Consider the following 23,650-nt stretch of genomic DNA (forward strand, 5'->3'; position numbering starts at 1 on the left):
CGCCATTGGAGACTCCGTCGCTGTTTGTCTCCATGCTTGGCACGTCGACGCGAATCTACTGCGAATCTATGAATGCGAACTTGTGAGTCGGGCCGCTGGATCTCGGGCGACTCCGAAGCGTTCCGGCACTTGTCGTCAAGAAATTTTGGCTGCGATTGACCGCACGATTCGATCGAAATCTTCGGGCATTTCGCAGGGTTGATCCCTTGGCGGCGTGAACGAATACGGCATAGATCGCGCGGCTCGTGGGCAACGCGATTGTTACAGGCGCCTCTCCGGACGTAACAGCAGATCCTGGCCTACCTCGCCGCCGCAGAGGAAATGCCTCGTAAGATCGCCGGGCCCTGAAATCTCTCACCTCATCAGCGACGTTAGGATCGCAATCAAGAAGGCCCCACTGTCTGCGCTTCGGGTTGAACTGACTGGTGAAGCGCAGCGAGGGATGCGTGTTCAAGGTGGCGAGCATTGAAGACGCGCTTGCCGGAGCTAGCGAAAGCGAAGCCCAGATCGAAGGAAAATTAACTGCAGATTGGTGGGCGTTTGGAACGCCAAGGGCGCTCGTGCTCAAGTTGTGCGGCCAAGCGGAAAAGGGTGGCCTCATCCCCAAATCGCCCCGAGAACATCATTCCGATCGGGAGTCCTGCTTTGCTCCAAGCCAGCGGAACGGAAATCGATGGTTGGCCAGACATGTTGAACATGAAAGTGCCAGGCCAGGCACGCCGACGGATACTCTGAATCCGATCCAGATCGGGATTCATTCCATCCAGATCGCCCAAACGAGGCGTCTCATCGCAAAGGGTGGGGCTAAGGAACACATCGCACCCAGTGAAGAACTCGGCGAGTGCCCGCGCGATCCCGTAAACGGCGTGTTCTGCCAGAACGTACTCGACCGCCGTGGCTGACTGCGCGTTTCTCGCGCGCAGCAGTGTGAGCGCCTCGAAGTCATCACCGGTCACTGTCCGCCCCAGTCTTTGCTCCGCAGCGCGGACAGACGCAGCGATCAGATTGGCCCCGTCGATTACCTCGCCAACTTCGGTTGGGTCTGCGGGCAGCACCGGCGACTTTTCCTCAATATGGTGTCCGAGCTTCTCAAGTAGCAGGGCAGCATCACGTACTGCTCCTGCAATTTCGGGATTGATCTCCGTGCCATACGGCGTCTTGGTCGTGAAGAAGATTCTGAGCCGACCTGGATCACGTGTGACTTCATCGAGGAACGGGCGCTCTGGCGGGGGAGCATGGTATTGGCTCGTGATTTCCGGCCCGCTGAGCGCATCCAGCAGCGCCGCGCTATCGCGCACGCTCAGGGTGAGCACGTGAGGGCACGTGACCAGGTTCTCCCATCCTTGCCCGCGATCCGGCCCGATGGGATTGCGTGCGCGTGTCGGCGTCAGTCCGAAAACTCCGCATACGGCCGCAGGAATACGCGTAGATCCTCCTGAGTCCGAGGCATGTGCAACGGGAACAACTCGCGCTGCAACAGCAGCGCCTGCGCCACCTGAAGATCCTCCTGCCGAGTAAGACGTATTCCACGGGTTCCGGGTCGGGCCGTGCAGACGTGACTCAGTCGTGCCGAGCCCACCAAGCTCAGGCATCGCCGTCTTTCCGAAGATTGCGAAGCCTGCGTTCAAAAACCGATCCACGAGCGTGGTGTTGTGATCAGCGACAAACTCCTTGTAGGCGTTCGCCCCATAGGTTGTACGCGTCCCCGCGAGCAAAGTGGCGTCCTTCAGGAGTAGCGGCACCCCCCTGAACGGGCCATTGGGCAACGTCGCCGCAATCTGCTGCCGTGCGTATTCATAGTGCTTCACCACAACGGCATTGATCTTTGGATCCACTCGCTCAGTACGAGCGATCGCTTCTTCAAGAAGCTCGCTAGGGCTGACCTCTTTCCTCCGAACGAGATCTGCCAGACCAATTGCGTCGTAGTCATCATATCGGTGGAAGCTCAACTGTCTAACCCCGGTTATCGACCAAGAATGCCCGAAGTAAGCTCGCGCTGACGTTTTGAAGAATGGCGACTTCACTCTAACTCGGACCAGCCGAGCTCTCGCGTGAGATTGGCACGAGCGCACTATTAGGCTGTAGTAAAGCGACTATAAAAGGAAGCTCTGAGCTCGTTCCAATACCAATTGCAAAATGGATCAATACCAGTGTGGTATTGATCTTGATGCGCACCGGCGGATCGGTATTCCCTTGCTTTTCAAGCGTCTTCGATGGCAGGGGTCTTAACGGCGACGATCGGTCCTTGCGATGGATGTTCGCGTGTCTGCTGGCGCACATCGGTACAGTAGCTTGACAGTGTCAGCCTGATCACTTTCTGTGGATTTTTACGAGCGGAAGATCGACGCAATCTCCGCTGTCGCGACCGGTGCCGTGAGCCTTTGACCGCCAGGGCGCTGCTGCTCGAGCTGCCCGGGCCAGATACGCCGACGCGTCGATTGTCGGTGGGACAGATCCTCGCTCAGGCGATGGATCTCGCCGATAAGCAGAGGGCGGAGCAAACATTGTCAGACCCAAGAACACATCGCGGCTTGTGAAGAACTCGGCGAGCGCACGGGAAATCTGAAACACGATTGCTCTGGCGCGACGTAGTCGCCTGCGCGTTGCGCCCGCGAGTGAGCGTCGGGTCCTCCAAAATCGCTGTCCGTCATCGCCCGGTCGAACTTCTTCTCGGCGGCCTGCACGGGCAACGCGACCAAGTTGGGCCATCAAGCGCCTCGCCAACTTTACTCGTCGACAGCCGTACCCGATCTCAAATTCATGCAGCGTTGTCAGCCTGACGCGCGTTGCGATGCAGTCGGATAGAGGAAACGACCTGACCAAGTGACATTGCGGCGGATAAGGCGAGGTACAGGAATGTCGTCACCAAGATCTGCGTGACAAGCCACATGGCCGATCTGCTCGACCACGATCCGAGTTCGCTGTATCAAAGGGAACCGAACTCGGGCCCGATCGGCACGCGGAAGGATGACCTAGCGCCGCTTTTCGCAAGCAAACACCGCAGTCACGCAACAATTCCAATCTGGTATCAATCGGTCTGAATTTGGTATTGGCGTTGCCTTAGGCGTTAGCCGACACTCCTGTTAAACCAAAATGGAATTTTGAGGGAAGGAGGAGGCGGGAATGCGCGTGAGTTACCCAACTTTGCAGGCCCCACCCGCGACAGCAGGCTCGTCAGGACTGCCACCCCCAGCTGTCCCGCAGTAGCTCCATTCGGGTTGTTCCAGGCGCGCTATAGAACTGCTATCTTTACTCGCAACTTCCAGGGAGCGCATGCATCAGATCAGTAACATTCGTACCCAAGCTATTTTCATGTCGCCAGCTGTCCTGGTGGCCGCCTTCATTGTATTGCCGCCGCTCCTGTATGTGTTCTTTACCAGCGTCCATGGACCAGCGCTGTCCTTGGCTGCTTACGGCGACGTATTCGCGGGCCGATTGTTCAGGCAAACGCTCGTCACGACACTTGTGATCGCCAGCTTGTCGTCTCTGCTGAGCTTGCTTCTGGGATTTGTTGTCGCGTTGCACCTTGCCCGCCAACCTGCGCGCCGCCGAGCCGCTCTGATAATTCTGGTGCTCCTTCCTTTCTGGACCAGCATTCTGGTGAAATGCTTTGCATTTACGATCATCCTGGGGCGTGACGGAATCATTAACAGCGTGCTCACTTGGATCTTCGGTACGAAAATCCAACTGCCCCTCGTGCTCAATCGCATCGGTCTCCTCGTCGGAATGACGAACTACCTGATTCCCCTTGTCGTTTTACCGGTTCTCGCCAGCCTGCTCGCGATCGATCAAGCCATCTACCGCGCGGCCCGTATCATGGGAGCCAAGCCGGCCCGTATCTTTTGGACCGTTACCATTCCCATGAGTTTGCCCGGCGTTATAGCCGCTCTGTTGAGCATCTTCGTCATGTCCTTGGGGGCATTCGTCGTCCCATCACTGCTCGGCGGACCGCAAGATCAAACGCTGTCGAATCTCGTCGACTTCTACAACCGAGAGGTCTTGGACTGGCCCCAGGCGGCTGCCATCAGCGTGGTGCTATTCGGCATGGTTTTCATCTTCGCCGTTCCGTTTACGCTCTGGCGCCGGCGCAAGGCCTGAGAGATTACACGGTGTCTGAACTCATTCACGATCCGCGTTCGCGTCGATACCGTGCCCTCGGGACGGGACTGGCTGGGGCTGTCTATTTGTTTCTCCTGGCCCCGATAGTCGTCACTGTCCCGATGGCATTCGGCCCGACAAACGAATTGACTTTCCCGCCGACCAGTTACTCGCTCGAGTTGTTCGGAATTTTCGTCACGTCTCCGTACTGGTTAGGGCCGCTTTTCGAGAGCCTCAAGGTGTCGCTGGCATCCACAACGGTGGCAATGCTTGCCGGTGTTCCTGCAGGTTACTGGATCGCGCGCCACGAATTCGTCGGGAAGGGGCTCGTTACCGGCATTATCATGAGCCCGCTCATCGTTCCTACGATCGTTACAGGCCTCGGACTTTATCTCTATTTTTCCTATCTCAAGATAGCCGGGTCGACGCTTTCTATCGTGCTCGGCCATGTCATGGTCACCTTGCCCTATGTCGTCGTCATGATCGTGGCGGGAGTGAACAAACTGGATCGCAATCTCGAGTTCGGCGCAGAACTGATGGGAGCAGGTCCGATACGCATGTTCACTACAGTCGTTGTACCACAACTAGTTCCGTCCATTGTGAGCGCTGTATTCTTCGCTTTTTTGCTATCCTTCGATGAAGTTATCATCTCTTGGTTCCTGGTCGGCCCCGACACGGTCACTCTCCCCGTTAAGATGTACAGCGCTCTCCAATGGGAAATATCTCCTGTGATCGCCGCCGTTTCCACGTTACTGACGATGCTTTCTGTTTTAGTCTGCATGATCGCAATCGCATTCAAGAAATCCACGCCGATCGATGGCTGATCCACATCCACTCGACGTTCAGAGGAGTTACTTCCGGATGAGCCGCCAGATCGGGAAAGAGCAATCTATTAAGAAAGTTCAGCTACATGGCCGGCAACACTTTGTGCGGGAGCGGCGGACAGGGGCGCACCCCTCCCGCAAAGGAGTGAGTACCATGCAGGACAATACCGTTCTCGGTACTCAGATCGACCATACGATCGCGCTGAAGAGCATTTCGAAAATGTATGGTTCGGTCACGGCGCTGCATCCGACCGATCTTTGCGTAGCGAAAGGCGAGTTTCTGACCCTGCTCGGTCCGTCAGGCTCCGGCAAAACCACGCTCCTCAATCTGATCGCAGGCGCGACCGCGCCAACCATGGGCACAATACGCTTGGACGGGCGTGACATTACAAGAATGCCTCCACGCGATCGGGGGATTGGGATGGTGTTCCAGAATTACGCCCTGATGCCACACATGACCGTATTTGAAAATGTGGCTTATCCGTTGCGCGTGCGCCGTGAACCCGCGCAGACAATCCGGGCCAAGGTGACAGAGGCGCTTGAGCGAGTCGGCTTGCGTGGCTTTGAAGATCGGAAGCCACGCCAGCTATCGGGTGGTCAGCAGCAGCGCGTCGGCATTGCGCGCTGTATCGTTTATTCCCCGGCTATCATCATGATGGATGAACCACTCGGGGCGCTGGACAAGAATTTGCGCGAGCAGATGCAGGGAGAGATCAAGCGCCTTCACAAGGATCTGAGAACAACCGTCATCTACGTCACTCACGATCAGGAAGAGGCGCTCAACATGTCCGACCGCATCTGCCTCATGAGCACAGGACAAATCGCTCAGCTAGGGACACCGGATGAGTTGTACTTCCAGCCTCGCAACCGCTTCGTGGCGGAGTTCATCGGAGAATCAAATCTGATCACTGGACGAACGAATGCTGCTGGTCGGATGTTGATCGCGGGAGACAAGTCGATTGCCATTCCTGGAGCCATTCGGACCGAAGGCTCGGAGCTCCTGGTGATGGTCCGACCCGAGAAGGTGCGGATCGACAGCGTCGATCAGCCTGTCACAGACGACGCCAATGTCTTGAGCGGGGAGGTCGCAAGCAGCTCTTTCATCGGCGGTTTGACCCGCGTGAGCATCAACGTTGAGAACGGTCTGAACATGATAGCCAAAATGGTTTCCGAGCGGGCCGCGTCGAGGCCCGATCCTGGGGCGCGGGTGCGACTTTGCTGGTCACCATCCGATATGGTGATTCTCGACAAATGACGATCGCCCGTCAACTCAAAGTAGCAAGTCAGAGCTCCTGCAACAGTTACGTAACTTCGGAGTCGGAGATGTGGTAGGGGAGTCGGACGCCGTTGACGGAGAAGCCGACCGATGGATGCTATGGCCGGGCGTCCTCTTCCTAGCATCTATGACTTCATGTACCTGCCCCCCAGCTTTAAAAACGTCACGACGGTGAGCCCGCGCCCAATGCGGGATCATTTCCAATATGGAATTAATCCCGACGAAAATGATATTGGTATCCCCGAGGGCGGGGAGCCCATAATCCAGGAATATGGATGCACCTATCTAGGAGGCAAATGGTTGTGCGCAGACAACCTGGAACTCCGCATCGCCTATAGATTAATTTTGCGATTCACTCGATTCGTCGATGAAATTCTCACGCAAGTCGACGAACGCGCTTCCAGAAGAGCCATGCCGACCTCAACGCCGGAATGTCGAGCAAGCCGGGACAGGCCGGCGCGAGCTGTCTAAGGGATGACACGATGACAGAAGGCCAGAAGTTCGCCCACAACCCGGAGGAATTGCTTTCCGAGATGCATCAGCGCGTACTGGTGCTCACGATCAACCGGCTGGCAAGCTACAACTCCTGGACCACTGCGCTACGTGACGAACTCGCGCGCAAACTACTCACCGCCGACGCGGACACGAATGTCACCACAGTCGTCCTGACAGGAGAAGGCAACAGAGCGTTCTGCTCCGGTCAGGATCTAACGGTGCACATCGAGGCGTGGCTGAATCGCCCCAGGCCTTGTTATACCACAATGAGGCAATTTAGTAAGCCGCTCGTCGCTGCGATCAATGACGTTGCGGCGGGATCCGGATTCAAGATAGCCCAATCTTGTGACTATGTGGTTGCTCATCCTGCCGTCAGGGTGGGCCAAACGGAGGTGAACTCTAGGCTACCCAGCATCTTCGGCACGTGGCTGATGTGGGAGCGGGTCGCCCGTCGAGCGATTGAACTTGCACTGCAGGGCCGACTGATGGTTGTCGAGGAAGCGAGACAACTCGGCTTCATCCAGGAGGTCGTGGAGCAGTCGAAAGTGCTCAACGCCGCAGTTGATGCCGCTCGACGTCTCTCGAAACAACCTCGCGTCGCGCATAAGCTTTCTAAAGCCGCAAATCGCAAATTTGATCAGGAGCGCTATTCCAGCGCCATGGAAACGGCTGTTGCAGCGTACCGTGAAGCTTTCAACACCGGTGCTCCTCAGAAAGATCAGTCAATTTTTCGAGAGACGCAACGCCTGATGGGACAGTCCGCATGCCAATTGACCCTCTAAAGACGGCCCCACCTTCACCTCTATATCTGGACGCCTCGACTGTCCAAGCTTGCCTTAGTGTGGAGGAAATCCATGAAATCGTAAGCCAAACGTTGCGTGAGTTGAACAGTACGTGTGTGGTCAAGGGCCCAAAGACGGGTTTTGGAGTGGACATCCATGATAGCCACCTCCACATGGGCAGCGTTTCCGGATGCGTGCTCTCAAGCTCTGCAGCAGGCATCAAGTGGTTCACAGTCTCCGACAGGAATCACTCGCGGCACTTGCCACGTGTGCCGGCCACGATCCTGGTATGCGACGCAGAAACAGGGCTGCTCGACGGAGTGTTGGATGCCACGCAGCTGACGTCCGACCGAACAGCTGCCATGGCGGTCACGGCTGCATCTGCATGTGGCAGACGTCCTCTGAAGGAGGCGGCCGTGGTTGGCGCCGGAGCGATCGGACGCGCGCTGGTGAAATTCTTGGCTGCGACACAGTCGTTCGAACGCATCACCGTGGCGTCTCGAAGAGAGGCAAGCGCACGAGCCGCTTGCGAAGGTGTAGTTGCGCCACTTCGGCGCGACGTGACATTCTTCGCTACTTCGGACGTTCGCAGCGCCGTCTGTAACGCCGACGTTGTCTTTACGTCTACTGGCGTTCCTGAAGATACCGATGTCGTTCGTGCTGAGTGGCTTCAAGATGATGCGATCGTTTGCTCGCTCGGCTCGCGTCGAGAGGTCGATCTCCAACTTCTTTCCAAAGCGTGGATCGTCGTTGACGACGCCGACGGCATAAGGCAGCGGCGCAGTGATTTCCGCGAAGGTGGAGCGGGCTGGAATCGGATCGCTGGAGATTTGGCCAGCGTGATGTCGGGTCAACTCCAACTTCCGCCATGTAACAAGCAAATTCATCTCGTTCTCCTCGGGATTGGTGTGCTCGACGTCGCGCTAGGCGCCCGTGCCATCGCCAACGCGAAGCGAAAAGGTTTGGGCGTTTCGCTTGAGCCAGGTCGGAGGTAGTGGCCGGACAAGATCCACGCCATTTATGCCTTGGGCATCGAGGTGCGGGGTGTCCAAATGACTTTGCTGCTATTGCGAAGTCCGCAGCGAGCCACTGAGTCAATATGACTGATCTGCCCAGGCCCCAGACGTTCAGCGCGGACCGCATTACCGCGCCGCTGCGCAATCTCACCTTTCGCCGCATATGGCTTGCAAGCCTGCTCTCGAATCTCGGTCTCCTAATTCAGGGCGTCGGCGCGGCTTGGGCGATGACGCAGATGACGACGACAGCCGACAAAGTCGCACTGGTACAAACCGCGCTAATGCTCCCTGTTATGTTGATCGCGATGCCGGCCGGCGCCATCGCCGATATATATGATCGGCGCATTGTGGCTCTCGTCTCGCTCGGCATCACGCTCGCTGGCGCGACGGTGCTGACTATACTCGCTTGGCTCGACCTGGTCACGCCGAACATTTTGCTGGCACTGTGCTTTGCCGTCGGTAGCGGTATGGCGTTGATGGGACCGGCTTGGCAGTCGTCAGTTCCTGAGCAGGTGCCCGCGGAGGCGGTGCCGTCTGCGATCGCGCTTGATAGCATCAGCTACAATGTCGCGCGCAGCGTGGGTCCTGCGCTTGGCGGCATTGTGGTAGCGACCGCAGGGGCGGTGGCCGCATTCGCGCTCAACGCTCTGCTTTATCTGCCGCTGATGCTCGCTCTGTTCATGTGGAAACGCATACCCGAACCCTCGCGCCTGCCGCCTGAAAAGCTTAGCCGCGCCATCGTTTCCGGCGTGCGCTACATTATCCATTCGCCGGCGATCAAGATCGTGCTGGTCCGCTCCATGGTTACAGGCATGATCGGTGGCGCTGTCATTGCGCTGATGCCGCTGGTGGCGCGCGATCTCCTCCATGGCGGCGCGCAAACCTATGGCATTATGCTCAGCGCCTTTGGTCTGGGCGCCGTGATCGGTGCGCTCAACATCACTGAGATACGAAAGCGCATGAGCGGAGAGGCAGCGATTCGCGCCTGTGCGCTGACGATGGGCGGGTCCGTTGCCGCTGTGGCGATGAGCGGCGAGCCGATCTTGACGGCGACCGCACTGGTCTTGGCGGGCGCCGTGTGGATGATGGCGTGGGTGCTGTTCGGCATTGCTGTGCAGCTGTCGGTACCTCGTTGGGTAGCGGGCCGATCACTCGCCGCCTACCGGGCGGCGAGCTCAGGCGGGATTGCTGTCGGTAGCTGGGGTTGGGGCCATTTGACCGACGCCGCTGGAGTCAACACGGCTCTCCTGGTGTCGGTCGCCCTGATGCTTGCCTCACCGCTGATCGGCATAGTGGCTGCGCATGCCGCGGATCAGCGCGCGGGGCGAGGAAGTGGAGGTGCTGACCGATCCCACAGTGCGGCTTGCGCTCACCGGGCGCAGTGGCCCGATTGTGATCGAAATCGAATATCGGGTGCTGCAGGAAAACGCGCGGGCGTTTCATAATGTAATGCAGGAGGTGCAGCTGGCGCGCCAACGCAACGGCGCCTTTGGCTGGTCGATTGCGCGCGACATCGCCGATCCCGAACTGTGGACCGAACGGTATCACTGCCCGACTTGGCTCGACTATTTGCGCCAGCGCAGCCGCTCGACGCAGTCGGAGCGCGCGATGGAACAGCAGGCGATGGCTTTCCACATCGGCCCCAACCCAGTGCGTGTCCGCCGCATGCTGGAGCGGCCGTTCGGATCGTCGAGCGACGACACGGCCGACCGTGGCACCGCCGAAATACCGCCGACGATCAAAGCGGCGCAAGCCGCGAGAAAAAGAAGTCTATTTGGAGCGCGTTCGTGGCGGTGAGCAAGTGCGCCAATGAGAGGGAGGAACCAGCGGCGCCTGCGGCCGAAGAGAGACTTAGCGGCTCCGTACGATGGAAATAGATTGACCCTACGTGGCAATCACCGGTTCAACGGCAGGTGCGGCGCTACCCTTGATTGATTTGCCTAAGGGCTCCGTCGGCGAGGCGAGGTGGAGACGTGTTCCGGGCTTTCCTCGTGCTCTATTCAATAGACGCCGGATCGGTACGGCCTCTCGGTCACCTGGGTGACGTCGCCGAGCAGCTGCTTCCCTGGCTCGCGCACCGGTATGCAATGCGAACTGGTCGCCAGCTAGCTCACCGGCCAGGTGATGAGCATCGAGACCTTCGCGCTGAATTATCGGTAGATACCGAGCTCCATTCGAACGGCGCTAATGAAGGGACCGAGTCTCCTCGATACCAATGCCCTGGTAGCCTATAAGCTCAGACAGGCCTGACGTCAGCTAGGCGGATTGCCCTTCTTGATGCCAGCCTTTTGTCGCATTATAGTCATTAGATGGACATCAGGCACTTCCGCTATTTCGTGGCTGTCGCTGAAGCTCTCAGCTTTGCGAGGGCCGCTCGCAGTCTGAACATGAGCCAGCCACCTCTTTCGAAGCGGATTGCGGATTTAGAAGGCGAGCTGGGCGTAAAGTTGTTTGACCGTACCAGCAAAAAGACCAGTTTGACTAGGGCGGGCGAGAAGTTTCTGCCGCAAGCGCGCCATGCTGTGCAGGCGTTTGACGCTGCTCTACGTGAAGTGCGCTCACTCTCACCAAGCCAATCACGGCGGCTTCGGATCGCATTTCCTCCGGAAACTTCGCGAAGTACAGTCTTGAGCGTCGTAGGCCGTCTGCAGCAGGAGCAGGCGGAAGTACAAGTTGTTGAGGCGTCTACATCGGAGCAACAACGTCTGCTGGCGGCCGGAGAGATAGATATAGGGGTTCTACGGCATCCGTTCGAGCAACGGGGGCTTAGGGTCTCGGCGCCACTTGCGCTGCCGTTGGGGGTGGTTGTTGCCGCTGGGCATCCCCTCGCAATGCAAGATAAGCTGCATCTTACAGATCTAAAACCCTATGCGTTTGTACTGTTTCCGCGTGAAATGAACCCGGGTCTTTTCGACGAAGTGCTCGATTTTTGCCGCGCTGGAGGCTACGTTCCCTCGCGTGTTCTTCAGAGCACGAGAATGGCGAAGGCGATTTTGAGAACAGAATCCGCCGTGGCACTTGCCTCAGAGCGGATGGCAAAGCGGCGTGGTGACGCCGAGTCTCAAGAATTCGTCTGGAGGCCTCTGGAAGGCACGCCAATCCGATGGTGGACTTCAGTGGTGTGCAGGTCAGATGAGTTCGCCGGACTGAAGCGCATGGCTGTCGACGTCATATCCGCCTCTTTACAGCAACACGAAAACTGGATTCCTATGGCTCGGCCAGCTAAACGTCGGCGGGGTGAAACGCAGTTCAGAATAGATAGGGCCCACTCAGCAACGCGTGGCGCCCCTAAGCGCGCATTGAGTCGAGGCTAATTAGGTCGCTTTGTTGACAAAGAGTGATCGCCTCGAGCCTCTTCGTATATGGTCGTTGATCTCGGATTGTAGTTGTTGCCCTTGCCTCAGCGGCCGAGTGGTTAATCGATAGTAGACGAAGCGACCAGATCGGCGACGATCTGGCGCAAGGGAGTGATCATATCCTTCGGCTAGTGACTCAACGTGCCTAGAGTCCTTTGACGAGTGATGTACCTTCGTCTTCCCGCCTTGAGGATGGCCAGGAGCGCAGATCGTTAATCCAAGCTTGTTGCTCAAGCCGCGGCCGATGTCCGGTACGATAGTGACGCGACCCCGTCGGCCGGGACGAGAGTGAAATAGCGAATACAGGCACCTTCGAGCAACCGACGCCCTGGCGGTACTGACAGAATCTCGTCTAGTTTCGCCTCGGTCGGCTCTTCAACGCAGCTTGCACTGCATGCACGTCGACGTTGTGATAGTGCGTGGCATGCAGGGTCGTCGCCCTTGGCTATGGCCCCAGGCCGTGTTGGCACCAGCGTCGGGTGGGCAATCTTCTGTTCCAGCATCGCTGCCATCAAATGAGGCATCGCCCGCATACCCTTGCGGATCTGGGCATGACCGGCGAGCCCGCATTCCAGGTCGGTGTCGACGTTCCAGGCCTCATAGGCGGAAATCCAAGCGGCCTGCTACACATCGCCCTTGCGGATTACCGGGCCGGCTTCCATCGAGGTGTGGATCTCGTCCGCGGTGCGGTCGAGGAAGCGGGTCTTGATGAACACCACGCTCCTTCGCGGTGCGGATGGCCTCCTTGAGGTTGATGGTGGTGCGCCGCTCCTCGTCCATGATGCCCATCTTGATGGCTTTTCTCCATGCCGAGCAGCGCCTCGAATATCTCGACGGTGAAGGCGACTTCTTCCGGCCCATGTACCTTGGGCTTCACGACAGATCATGCAAACGCGATCAGCGCGGTGAGCGCGGCATCCATGATGCGTTCCGGCACCTCGTGGTCGCAGCGGTCGGTAATCGCCGGATTGGTCATCAGGTAGCCGACATTGCGCACCAGCATCAGCGAGCGTCCGGCCAGCAGCTGGCCGCCATTCGACGCCGTATAGCGGCGATCCAGGTTGAGCTTGCGGGTAAACGTCCTGCCGCCCTTGGTGATCTCCTCGGCACGCCTTCCATCAGGCCGAGCCAGTTCCGGTAGACGACGACCTAGTCTTCGGCATCGGCGGCGGCGATCGAATCCTCGCAGTCCTGGATCCTGGTCAGTGCCGATTCCGCCCGCGATGCTGGCCGCATCGGTCTTGCCGATGCCGCTGGCGGTCGATAACGATCTCGATATGCAGGCCGTTCTTGACCAAAAGCACGGCTTCTGGATTGGCGGCCTCGCCGCGATAGCCGGCGAACTGTTTCGAGTCGGCAAGCCTGGTGGCTCCGGACGCTCGCCTCCAGCGCGTCGTTCACCAGTGAGAGCACGTTGACGCCGGCCCAGTTGCCCGTGGCCAGCGGCACCGACTGGTCGAGGAAATCCTTAGCCCAGGCAATCACCTTGGCGCCGCGCGCCGGGTTGAAGCCCTTGCTCTTCTCGGCGCCGCCGGTCTAGGGGACGGCGTCGTTGCTGTAGAACGCGTCATTGCTGCCATGAGGGAAAAAGTCTGGTGTTGCGACGATCGATTGAATCCGCCCAATACGCCTCCCACGATTATCGCGCGGCGCTGTCGGCCGCCAGCTCGAACAACGTCACTGTCCTTTGGCGTATCTCGGAAAGAGCGAATCAATTCCAATCTGGCATGGATCTGCCTGAAAATGGTATTGGACTCACTGAAGGCAGTTGGCGAGATTGCACCGGGATCAATCAGAATTGATAATCTGAAGGAGGGGAACGGCGCGTTCGTCGTTGGTCCTCCTCCTCACATTGACCGACTCTCAAGCGGAGGTCTCGCAAGTTGTGCCTGGAGCCGACATCAAGCTCTTTCGGTGCTCATGAGCAGGTCGTCCCTGGGAGCCCTGCGCTAAGATGCCGCGCTAACCGCCCTCAGGGCTAGGATGCTTGTCCAGTACGATCCGGAAATCGCGAGGCGGTGCCTCACGAAGTAAAACCGTGACCCGAACCAACCAACCAAGCTAAGGTGCAGCAGGGATGAAGAAATCAGTGTCAACACTCTCACGTCGCTCGTTCTTGACCGGAGCGGCTGGCGTACTCTCGGCACCCTTGGTACTCAGGGCCTCGCCCGCCGCAGCGAACTCTGGCTCGCTAACGATCACGAGTTGGGGAGGAAGCTTTCAGGAGGCATTGGTCAAGGCTGTGACCGATCCCTTCACCGAGGAAACAGGAATCAAGATCAGTATCGTCTCTACACCGGACCTCGCAAAACTGAAGGCTCAGCAGCTCACAGGTAATGTAGCTATGGATGTTTTTAGCGCATCAGCCGAAGTGGCCGCAGCTGGATCCAAGCAGGGGTTTTGGGAAAAGTTAGATCTTTCAAAGCTTGACTTGGAGGACATGACATTCCCGCCAACCAGTGAGTACGTCGCGTTTGACATGTACGCCGGGGGCATAGCATGGGACCCGAGCAAACACGGTGAAGGAAAACACCCGACCAATTTTGCCGATTACTTCGACCCGAAGAAGTTCCCGGGTCGCCGCACCTTTCGCAATCGTCCCAACGAGACGCTCGAGGCCGCGCTTCTCGCCGATGGCGTCGCACCGAAGAACATTTATCCGCTCGATGTTGATCGCGCGTTCAAGGTGCTCGATCGCATCAAGCCCAGCGTTGCCTCGTGGATAACTGCGACTGCTCAGACGATCTCCCTGTTGCAGGCGGGAGAGGTGGATTTCAGTTATTCATACGCCGGTCGCGTCAAAGAGACTGGTCGCAGCGGTCAGCCCTTGGCGTTCTCTTTTGAGCAGAACCTGCTTACCACCGAAAACCTCGCTATACCTAAGGGCGCACCGAACGCGGCGAACGCGATGAAATTTATCGCCTACTCCGCACGGCCGGAGGTTCAGGCGCGATTATTCAATACGTTCCTTTCGGTTCCAAATTCCAAAAAGGCAATGTCAATGTTAGGTGCCGAAGCGAGAAAGTGGATGCCCGATATGAACAATCCCAACCATCTCGTTCTCGACGGCAAGTATTGGGCAGACAATCTGGAGGCGGTATCGCGTCGCTTCAAGGAATGGATTCTGACCTGAGTGCTCAGATTCTTAGGACGAGTCAGTCCCGTTCCGGTCACGCTTTAAATAGAAACTCGGTTGTGACTTAGGCTAGCACCTCATTTGTACGGTCATGCGTCGTATGGCCCTACAATTGAAAACATCACGGTGCTTCCGGTTCGGGCGTCGCACGGGCTCGCGATGAGGGACCGCGATCGCTATTCCATCAAGAGCTCCGGCAGGCGCTTGCGAACAGGTCTGTTCGCCGCGCGAACGTAATTGCTAGCAGTCGAGCGCGAGGTCGAAGCTCATAGCAATCCTGCCGGCATTTGCACGAGGTCGATTAGCTGCAGTATCTCGAGCTCGTCGATGTCGAGACCCTCAAGCCGGCCGCGAAACCTTTGAGTCGTCCTGCGGCGCTTTTACGCGGCGGCCTGCGTCGGATTCGTCCGGTTGCTCGACAGTGTAATCCTGGAGCAGGAGGCGGACGAGTATTGCGAGCGAGCAATTGGCGCTCGACTCGACTGCATCGGCGTCTCGAAAACTCGGCGCGGATGTCCCGGCAGCTAAACTCATCCGCATTAGCGGGAAGTTCGATCGCCGGTCTCAGGCTAAGTGGGACCGGAGGCGTCCGGCCCTCGGACCCATAGCGAGGCCATCGCGGCAACGGAGCCGGCACGCACTTGCCATGTGGCGAGATCACACATGAAAGTTGAATTGATTAGCCACAGACCACCGGGCGGCATAAATTCCAATCTGGTATTGGCTACTTCGAAATTGGTATTGGCTCGACCGGAACGGTTCGTCCACAAATCCCTGGATGAAGGATACGACGTTCGATATTAGGGATAGCAATACGAGAGGCGGAGCCGTGGAGCGCTACATTCTCATTGATAGACAAGATCCGGTTGCTGTGATCGCGCTAAACAGGCCGGAGATCCTCAATGCCTGGCACGCTCCAATGCGGAGCCAATTCGTTGATGCCCTCCTGGAGCTTCAGAACGACAATGCAGTCGGTGCGATTGTTCTGACAGGGGCGGGAGACAGGGCATTCTGTGCAGGTCAAGATTTCAACGAAGCGAAGACGTTCGACGGTGACAGCGGTTCCAAATGGATCGCAGAGTGGGAGCGTTTGTACGATGTCATTCGGTCGCTTCCTAAGCCACTGATCGCGGCTTTGAATGGTGTTGCTGCCGGTTCGGCCTTCCAAGTTGCGCTTCTCTGCGACTTCCGCATTGGTCATGCTGGAGTGCGGATGGGGCAGCCCGAAATCAATTCCGGCATTGCGAGTGTCACTGGGCCCTGGATTATGCGGGAAATCCTAGGACTCGCTCGCACCACAGATTTGACGCTCAGCGGCCGTTTGATGGATGCAGCGGAGTGTCACTCAATTGGAATCATCAACAAGATTGTTCCAGCGGAAAGCGTCCTCGACGCTTCTCTTTCGCTAGCGCGGGAATTGGCTGCGAAGCCTCCTGTTGCCATGCGCCTAGACAAGCAGTGGCTTCGCGAGATGACGGAGGTCAGATTCCGCGAGTGTCTCGATGCGGCAGCGCGGATCCATCGAGAGGCTTACGCCTCAGGCGAAACAGCTCGGATGATGGAAAAATTCCTGGCCGAACGTGCAGCCAAGAAGGCGTAACCTTCCCATGGTCGAGTCGCTTAAAGGCTTTATCGCAGACTTCAACAAGAAGGCGGACCAGAAGCCGGACCAGCTCTTTGCCCAGTTCAACGGTGAAGCGATCACGTTTGCGACGTTGAAGAAGCAATCTACGACATTTGCGGCCGAGCTACGTCTTAGAGGCGTACAGCCAGGTGATCGGGTCGCCGTGATGATGCGGAATTCGCGGCTATCCCTACCTGTACTTTTCGGGATCGGCCGAGCAGGCGCCGTCTGGGTTCCAGTAAATGCACAGCAGAAAGGTGCGGGGCTACGCTACATTCTTGATCACAGTAAGCCGAGACTGGTGGTCTGCGATCGCGAGTTTGATCCGATCATTGCAGATTGCGGCGCCGCGATTTCAGTTGATGCGCTGATCACGATCGGTGAGCCGCATGATGAACACTCACTCGAGACAATTCTGCAGAAGGAACTAGCTTTCGCCGATGCTCGCCTCGAAGCTGATGATCTGTTCGCGATAATGTATACGTCGGGCACGACCGGACGACCAAAAGGTGTTCTCGTCACGCATGGCATGTTGCGGCTTGCCGGAGAGGCCGTTCGCATCCTGACGGTGATGAGGTCGGGGGATGTATTCTTCGTTTGGGAGCCGCTCTTCCACATTGGCGGCGCTCAACTGATCACGCTGCCGATCATTGAAGATGTCACATTGGCAATGGTCGATCGTTTCAGCGCTAGTACTTTCTGGAGTCAGGCGCGAAGCGCTGGCGCGACGTACATTCACTATCTGGGCGGCGTTTTGCAGCTTCTGTTGAAGCAGCCAGAAAGCCATCTTGATCGTCAACACTCCGTTCGCATTGCTTGGGGGGGCGGCTGCCCAAGAGACGTTTGGCCAAAATTCAGGGATCGCTTCGGTGTGGAAATCCGGGAGTGCTATGGCATGACCGAAGCCTCGAGCATTACCACTTGCAACACCGAAGGAGTGGTCGGTTCGGTTGGCAAGCCGATGCCTTGGTACACTGTTGACGTTGTAGATGAGAGCGGCAATCCCATTGCTCCCGGCTGCAGAGGGGAGATTGTTGTTCGGTCCTCATTGGAGGGGGCGCTTTTCAAAGGGTACCTGGACAATCAAGAAGCGACCGATAAAGCTCTTGCAGTGGGAGCTTTGCGCACGGGCGACTCGGGCATCTTGGATACAGAAGGAAATCTCTGGTTCCATGGACGCATCACGGACAGCGTCCGTTGCAAGGGGGAGAACGTATCGGCTTGGGAAGTTGAGCACGTAGCGGCCAATCATCCTGCTGTGGAGGATTGCGCAATGATCGGCGTAGCTGCGGAACTCGGCGAACAGGATATCAAACTGTTCGTGAAAGCCAAGAAAGGCAAGTCAATCGAACCGGAACGTCTGTCTTACTGGCTCTCCGAACGCCTCGCATCGTATCAGAATCCACGATACATCGAAATCGTCGGTGAGTTCGAGCGCACGCCAAGTCAAAGGATCTTGAAGCATCTGCTTTCAAAGGATTTGGGCAGCTGTTGGGATCGGCTGGCGGCGCGACAATCAGCTCGGATCTAGGCGGGCTCAGCTCCATTCGGCAGTCCTCGGAATGATCTGAAATAGCTCTGCGACCCGCGCCAAAGTTGAGCGGCTCGAAGCGCTGGTGTCAGACGCGCGGTATTTAACAATCCAGCTCCCTATAATTATAGCGAGAAATCCGATGAAACCCATTGCGGTCCCTGCACAATTGCTTGCCGTCGCTCCGGCGGCCCTAGCCGCACGCGCGCTTGCAGGCGATGACCCCACATCTGGCGTCGCGGGCGTGGACGAGAAGATCAATGCCGCTACCGCCCAAGCACCGATTGACGAGCAGAACTCGGTGACTAGCCACACCATCCAGGCTCATGGCCAAACCTTAGCTTATAAGGCCACGGCAGGCACCCTGACCATCCGCGACGACGACGGCAAGCCAACTGCCAGCGTGTTCTATGTCGCGTACACGCTCGACAATCCAAAGGGCGGCCTGAACCATCGCCCCGTGACCTTTATCTACAATGGTGGCCCAGGCTCCTCAAGCATCTGGCTGCACTTGGGCTCTTTCAGTCCGATGAGGGTTAAGACCACCGGCCCCGACCACATGGGCTCGGCGCCGTTCGACTTTGGCGCCAACGCAGACACCCTACTCGACAAGACTGACCTGGTGTTCATCGACGCTATTGGCACTGGCTATTCGCGCGAGCTCAGCGAGGCCAACATCAAGGTTTTTTGGGGCATCGAACAGGACGCAAACGCCTTCGCCCGCGCCATTAGCCGCTACATCTTGCTGAATGGCCGCGCGAATTCACCCAAGTTCTTGTTCGGCGAATCCTATGGCACCACACGCTCGGCGGTCCTAGCCTATAAACTACACCGATGTGGTATCGACCTTAACGGCGTGGTGCTGCTGGCGTGCTGGCTGAATCCTGCTGCACAGATCGGGGTAGACGACCTCATCTACGTGAAATACCTACCTACCTATGCGGCAACAGCGTGGTTCCATAACAAGATTCCGAACAAGCCGAACGACATCGCTGTTTTCCTGGCCGATGCTCGCGCATGGGCCAGCGGTGTCTATGCTGCCGCGCTATTCAAAGGGCACGCGATCGGCCAGCAGGAGTTCGATCAGATTGCCCAGCAGATGTCCGCCTTTACTGGCCTATCGGCTGACTACATCAAGAAGGCCAAGCTGCGCGTGAGCGAACGGCGCTTCAGGCGCGAGTTGCTACGGGACCAAGGTCGCATTATCGGCTACCTTGATACTCGCTATCTCGGCCGGGAAGAGGATAGCATCAGCGAGGCTGCCAGCTACGATCCGTCCACTGTGGCCATCTCCGGCGCCTTCATTGGCGCGGCGGGCGACTACATTGCCGGCGAACTTAACTACAAAACCAACTTGGAATATCGCTTCTGGAACGACAGAGCTTACGCGACCTGGGACTACCGCCGCAACGTCATAAACCGCAGCGGCAAGCGGGTATTTTCACAAGACATTGTGTCGCCAGTCTACCTCGATTTGGCCCAAACCATGCGTGAGAACCCCCACATGAAGGTTCTATCGCTAAACGGATTGTACGATCTATCCACGCTCTTTTTCGAGACCGAATGCGATATCAACCAAATGCTCTTAGATCCGGAGATTAAGGCCAACCTGTCCATCCGATATTATCCGTCGGGCCACATGGCTTATCTCGACCTCGATTGCCTCAAGCAGATGCACGCCGACCTCAGTCAATTCTACGACGTAGCTGCGCAGAATAAGGCTGGTTGAGGGGCTTGGGATCCGGCCTCTCTCTCTCTCAAATTCAGAGGCTTGGACGCAATTGACAGAACTAAGCGCTGTTCTTCGGTTTCCTTCGTGGCAAGGCCTCGAGTTAACCAGCATAAGGCCTGCAAGAAGGCATAGTTGTTTCGATCGATGAAGAGGAGCCTACCTTTATCCTGCGCCAGATGGATGCACCCGCAGCGATTCATCAAACGTGTATGAGTGTTATCAGCTATCCGGAAGCGCTCATCGGCAACCCTGAGAGGGATGGCTATGACAACATCATTGATCTGCTACACGATAGGAACCTTGCAGGTCGCGGCATGGGAATTGAGTTCGGGAACTTAGGATCTCTAGCAGCGGCGAAATTTAGAGCCCGCCTCCCAGACGCTAGGATCGTCGATTGCTCCAATGCTGTTACCTGGATCCGGATCGGTAAGTCAGACCTTGAAGCCGCCACGATGCGGGACGCTGCCGCCATTTCGGACGCGGCGATGATGCGGGCTTGGCAAACCATCGGAGCGCCTGCGCCGGGTTCACAACGCGCACATTGCCGGAATGGAAGCCTCGCTTGAAGCGAGCAACGTTTACGGAAGAGCAGATTATCGCTGTGTTGAAGGAGCGTGAGACTGGGACAAAGACAGCCGACCTGGCTCGCAAGCATGGAATCTCCGAGGCGACAATCTACAATTGGAAGGCCAAATTCGGCGGCATGGATGTCTCTGAGGCCAAGCGGTTAGAGGTGCCGGAAGAGGAGAACGCGAAGCTAAAAAAGCTTCTGGCCGAGCAGATGCTTGATGTGGCCGCCCTGCGCGAGCTCCTTTCAAAATGGTAGGGCCCGCCGCCAAGCGCGCTGCGGGCGCGCATCTGCAGGCCGTCATGAGCCTGTCGGAACGGCGGGCCTGTTCGATCGTCGGCGCGGATCGGAAGATGATCCGCTATCACTCCAGTTGCCCTCCGGATGCGGAGCTGCGTGGCCGATTGCGCGATCTCGCCAACGAGCGGCGGCGTTTCGGATCCCGCCGGCTGTTCGTCTTGCTGCGGCGGGCAGGCGAACCGTCGGGGATCAACCGGATCTACCGGCTTTATCGCGAGAAGGGCTCACGGTTCGCAAGCGACGAGCCTGCAAGGCCGTGGGGACCCAGGCCTCGATTCTGGTGGAGGCTAAGCCCACTACCCGCTGGTCGCCGGACTTCGTCCACGACCGGTTCGCCAACGGGCGGCGCTTCCGCATCCTCAACATCGTCGATGAAGGGACCAAGGAATGCCTGGGCGCCATTCCGGATACGTCGATCTCGGGAGGGCGCGTCGCCCGCAAACTGACGGCGATCGTCGCACGACGTGGCAAGCCAGAAATGATCGTGTCCGACCATTGCACCAAGTTCACCTGCAACGCCATGCTGGCCTGGAGCATGGACACGGTCATCGACTGGCACTTCAGCCCTAGAAAAGCCGATGCAGAACGACTTCATCGAGAGTTCATGTATAGACGGCCCCGCGGGTGCAAGAGGTTTCGACAACATTTTGGATCACGGTCGGGTGCGTTCAGGTATACGGCCTGTTAGTGCGACCGATGCATGGTCGCTGGCCCTGATGGAGATCGCGGATCGAGGCCTCATCAACGGGTCGCGCTTGTTGCGCTTAAAACTCTTCGGGCTTTCTCGATCCCCAGCTCCGCCGGTTTCCATCACGCTGTCATCTGCCCTCACACCTTAAGTTAGCCCCATCCGCAAGCTTCACGCAGCAGATGTAGGCCTATAATACTCCCCCGTCGTCATCATCGCCCAGACGATCCGAGCCAACTTGTTGGCAACGGCGACTGCGACAACCATGGGTCTACGTCGCTCGAGCAGAGCTTCGATCCATCCGCCTCCGACTCGTGAGCGTGCCTTTGGGAACCGGACGACGTTACGTGCTCCGATGACCAGCAAGTGCCTAAGATAAGAATCTCCCTGCTTCGTTATGCGGCCGAGCCGATCCTTTCCACCAGTCGAGTTCTGCCTTGGCGTTAGGCCGAGCCAAGCTGCGAACTCCCGTCCGGAGCGGAACATGGTCGGATCGGAGACGGTGGCAGCAAGGGCTGTAGCCGTTATGGGACCGACGCCAGGGATTGAAACAAGCAATCTCGCCACCGGATGCGCTCTCTGGATCTGAGCCAACTCTCGCTCGATGGCTTCAATCTGCCGGTCGACTTCCTTCATCTGGTTTACAAGCGCTGCCAGCGCACGCGCGCCGTAGTTGGCAGCGGTACCCGATCGTCGTCCAACATTTGCAGCAAACCATCCACGCTTTGTCGGCCTTGCCCAACGATAACTCCGAACTCAGCAAAATGGGCTCGGATGGCGCAAGCCGTCCTGGTCCTCTGGCGAACCAGCAGGCCTCTCGCTCGATGAAGCATCAGGAAGCCTTGGTTCTCGACACTCTTGATTGGTACGAACCGCATGTTAGGGCGAGCAACCGCCTCGCAGATTGCGGCCGCATCAGTGGCATCGTTCTTGGCTCCTCGCCGGACGTAGGGCTTTACATATGCCGGTGGAATCAATCTCACATCATGCCCAAGCCGCTGGATCTCGCGTGCCCAGTGGTGCGCGGAAGCACAGGCCTCGATGCCGACCAGACAGGGTGGCCAGTGTTGAGAAGAAGGAGATGATCTCACCACGCCGCAGGCGTTGGCGACAGGTCACCGACCTGCGTCATCAACCGCATGGAGATGAAAAGCGAACTTCGAAATGTCCAACCCAATCGTCGCGACGTTCATCTTGAATGACTCCTTCTGCCGCCAGCATATCTGGCATCATTTCATCGGCGCCGAGAGAGCGGGGCCGTCTTCCCCATCAATGGCCGGATGCGCGATGAGCTACTCAACGACACCCTCTTCTTCGATCTCGACGACGCCCGCACCAAGATCGCCAACTGGGTCGCCGACTACAATATCCGGCGGCCTCACTCGTCGCTGAAATACCTGACCACCGTGACTGATCTGAGGCCGGCAAACTGGACCATTTTTGGCTAGAGTTTGCGCCTGCCGAATCCCCTCGGCTGGGAGGAGCGGACGACGATGAAGGCCTCAAGATTTTCGGACGCCCAGAAGGCGTTCATCCTGAACCAAGCCCATGACGGGGTTGCGGTGGCGGAGGTCTGCCGCAAGGCCGGGATCAGCCAGGCGACCTACTTCAACTGGAAAAAGAAGTATGAAGGGCTGCTGCCGATCGAGATGCGGCGGTTGAAACAGCTCGAGGATAAGAACGCCAAGCTGAAGAAGCTGGTGGCGGAATTGTCGCTGACAGGGAGATGCTGCAGGACCTGATCCGCCGAAAGTTATGAGGCCTGCACGGAAGCGCAAGCTGGTCGACGAGGTTTGCGGTGAGTGGCAGGTCTCGATCCGGAAGGCTTGTGAAGCCCTCGAGTTCGACCGATCGACCTACCATTACAAGTCGCGTCGCTCCGGCCAGGCTGCCCTCGAAGATCGGATCAAGGAGATCTGTCATGTTCGCGTTCGCTACGTCTATCGCCGCGTTTGAAGGTGGGATCTGAGCCGACATCGCGCACAAGCGCAACAAGGCCATCGATACGCTTGCGGAAGTCGACTGGATGGCTGGCCAGGAGCGCTTTATGTCTTCCGGGCCGAGAGAGCCGACAAAATAAAGATCGTATGGTGGGATGGCTCCGGCGTGTGAAAAGGCGAAGTTCTGTTGGCCGCGGATTGGGCGTCACCGGGTGCAGCTCAACCCCGGCGCAGTTGACGGCACTGCTGGATGGGATGGATTGAAAGCGTGAACTGGAGCGAGA

At 57.8% G+C, this 23,650-nt stretch carries 15 protein-coding genes and 5 pseudogenes; 17 read left to right on the top strand and 3 right to left on the bottom strand.

The window, feature by feature from the left end:
- Positions 1–518: 518 nt before the first annotated feature.
- Positions 519–2,024: an amidase gene (locus SO156_RS10550; protein WP_498534739.1), complete on the bottom strand. Its 1,506-nt coding sequence runs from the start codon at positions 2,022–2,024 to the stop codon at positions 519–521.
- 1,249 nt (positions 2,025–3,273) lie between these two features.
- Between SO156_RS10550 and SO156_RS10555 the strand changes: the two genes are divergently transcribed.
- From SO156_RS10555 to SO156_RS10590, 8 genes and pseudogenes are all read left to right on the top strand, one after another.
- Positions 3,274–4,098 carry an ABC transporter permease gene (locus SO156_RS10555; protein ID WP_498534740.1) on the top strand — a complete coding sequence of 275 codons (825 nt, stop codon included), beginning with the start codon at positions 3,274–3,276 and terminating at the stop codon, positions 4,096–4,098.
- A gap of 11 nt (positions 4,099–4,109) precedes the next feature.
- Positions 4,110–4,922, top strand: a complete 813-nt coding sequence (locus SO156_RS10560) for an ABC transporter permease (RefSeq protein ID WP_498534741.1) — start codon at positions 4,110–4,112, stop codon at positions 4,920–4,922.
- Positions 4,923–5,076: 154 nt separating this feature from the next.
- The gene (locus tag SO156_RS10565) at positions 5,077–6,177 is read left to right on the top strand and encodes an ABC transporter ATP-binding protein (RefSeq protein WP_498534742.1); all 1,101 of its coding nucleotides are present in this window, start codon (positions 5,077–5,079) and stop codon (positions 6,175–6,177) included.
- Between the two features lie 111 nt (positions 6,178–6,288).
- On the top strand, positions 6,289–6,669 hold the full coding sequence (locus SO156_RS10570) for a hypothetical protein (RefSeq protein ID WP_498534743.1): 381 nt from the start codon (positions 6,289–6,291) through the stop codon (positions 6,667–6,669).
- Between the two features lie 11 nt (positions 6,670–6,680).
- Complete coding sequence (locus SO156_RS10575) at positions 6,681–7,475, top strand: enoyl-CoA hydratase/isomerase family protein (protein ID WP_498534744.1); 795 nt, start codon at positions 6,681–6,683, stop codon at positions 7,473–7,475.
- Positions 7,457–8,470 carry a saccharopine dehydrogenase NADP-binding domain-containing protein gene (locus tag SO156_RS10580; protein WP_498534745.1) on the top strand — a complete coding sequence of 338 codons (1,014 nt, stop codon included), beginning with the start codon at positions 7,457–7,459 and terminating at the stop codon, positions 8,468–8,470. The genes SO156_RS10575 and SO156_RS10580 overlap by 19 nt, the downstream gene beginning before the upstream one ends.
- Positions 8,471–8,574: 104 nt before the next feature.
- Positions 8,575–10,288: pseudogene (locus tag SO156_RS10585) on the top strand (MFS transporter).
- Between the two features lie 512 nt (positions 10,289–10,800).
- Positions 10,801–11,805: a LysR family transcriptional regulator gene (locus tag SO156_RS10590; protein WP_498534746.1), complete on the top strand. Its 1,005-nt coding sequence runs from the start codon at positions 10,801–10,803 to the stop codon at positions 11,803–11,805.
- Positions 11,806–12,996: 1,191 nt separating this feature from the next.
- Here the strand turns inward: SO156_RS10590 and SO156_RS10595 are convergent.
- A complete protein-coding gene (locus SO156_RS10595; RefSeq protein WP_498534747.1) occupies positions 12,997–13,332 on the bottom strand; it encodes a hypothetical protein in 336 nt (111 codons plus the stop codon).
- Positions 13,333–13,924: 592 nt separating this feature from the next.
- Between SO156_RS10595 and SO156_RS10600 the strand changes: the two genes are divergently transcribed.
- From SO156_RS10600 to SO156_RS10625, 6 genes and pseudogenes are all read left to right on the top strand, one after another.
- Complete coding sequence (locus SO156_RS10600) at positions 13,925–14,980, top strand: ABC transporter substrate-binding protein (RefSeq protein ID WP_498534748.1); 1,056 nt, start codon at positions 13,925–13,927, stop codon at positions 14,978–14,980.
- Between the two features lie 832 nt (positions 14,981–15,812).
- Positions 15,813–16,583: an enoyl-CoA hydratase/isomerase family protein gene (locus SO156_RS10605; RefSeq protein ID WP_498534749.1), complete on the top strand. Its 771-nt coding sequence runs from the start codon at positions 15,813–15,815 to the stop codon at positions 16,581–16,583.
- A 7-nt stretch (positions 16,584–16,590) separates the two neighbouring features.
- Positions 16,591–18,138, top strand: a complete 1,548-nt coding sequence (locus tag SO156_RS10610) for an AMP-binding protein (protein ID WP_498534750.1) — start codon at positions 16,591–16,593, stop codon at positions 18,136–18,138.
- A 142-nt stretch (positions 18,139–18,280) separates the two neighbouring features.
- Positions 18,281–19,867 carry a S10 family peptidase gene (locus SO156_RS10615; RefSeq protein WP_498534751.1) on the top strand — a complete coding sequence of 529 codons (1,587 nt, stop codon included), beginning with the start codon at positions 18,281–18,283 and terminating at the stop codon, positions 19,865–19,867.
- 131 nt (positions 19,868–19,998) lie between these two features.
- Complete coding sequence (locus tag SO156_RS10620; protein ID WP_498534770.1) at positions 19,999–20,436, top strand: aminopeptidase P family N-terminal domain-containing protein; 438 nt, start codon at positions 19,999–20,001, stop codon at positions 20,434–20,436.
- Positions 20,433–21,340 (top strand): annotated as a pseudogene (locus SO156_RS10625) (IS3 family transposase); the annotation flags it as partial. The gene SO156_RS10620 and the pseudogene SO156_RS10625, both read left to right, overlap by 4 nt.
- A 257-nt stretch (positions 21,341–21,597) precedes the next feature.
- Here SO156_RS10625 and SO156_RS10630 read toward each other — a convergent pair.
- Positions 21,598–22,619, bottom strand: a pseudogene (locus SO156_RS10630) (IS110 family RNA-guided transposase).
- A 75-nt stretch (positions 22,620–22,694) separates the two neighbouring features.
- Here SO156_RS10630 and SO156_RS10635 point away from each other — a divergent pair.
- The 3 genes and pseudogenes from SO156_RS10635 to tnpB all read left to right on the top strand — a co-directional run.
- A pseudogene (locus SO156_RS10635) lies at positions 22,695–22,829 on the top strand (integrase core domain-containing protein); the annotation flags it as partial.
- A gap of 90 nt (positions 22,830–22,919) precedes the next feature.
- Positions 22,920–23,379: pseudogene (locus tag SO156_RS10640) on the top strand (transposase); the annotation flags it as partial.
- A gap of 69 nt (positions 23,380–23,448) precedes the next feature.
- Entirely contained in the window at positions 23,449–23,538 is a 90-nt protein-coding gene (gene tnpB / locus SO156_RS10645) for an IS66 family insertion sequence element accessory protein TnpB (RefSeq protein ID WP_498534771.1), read from the top strand.
- Positions 23,539–23,650: the final 112 nt, after the last annotated feature.

Source organism: Bradyrhizobium sp. UFLA05-125 (assembly GCF_059803515.1).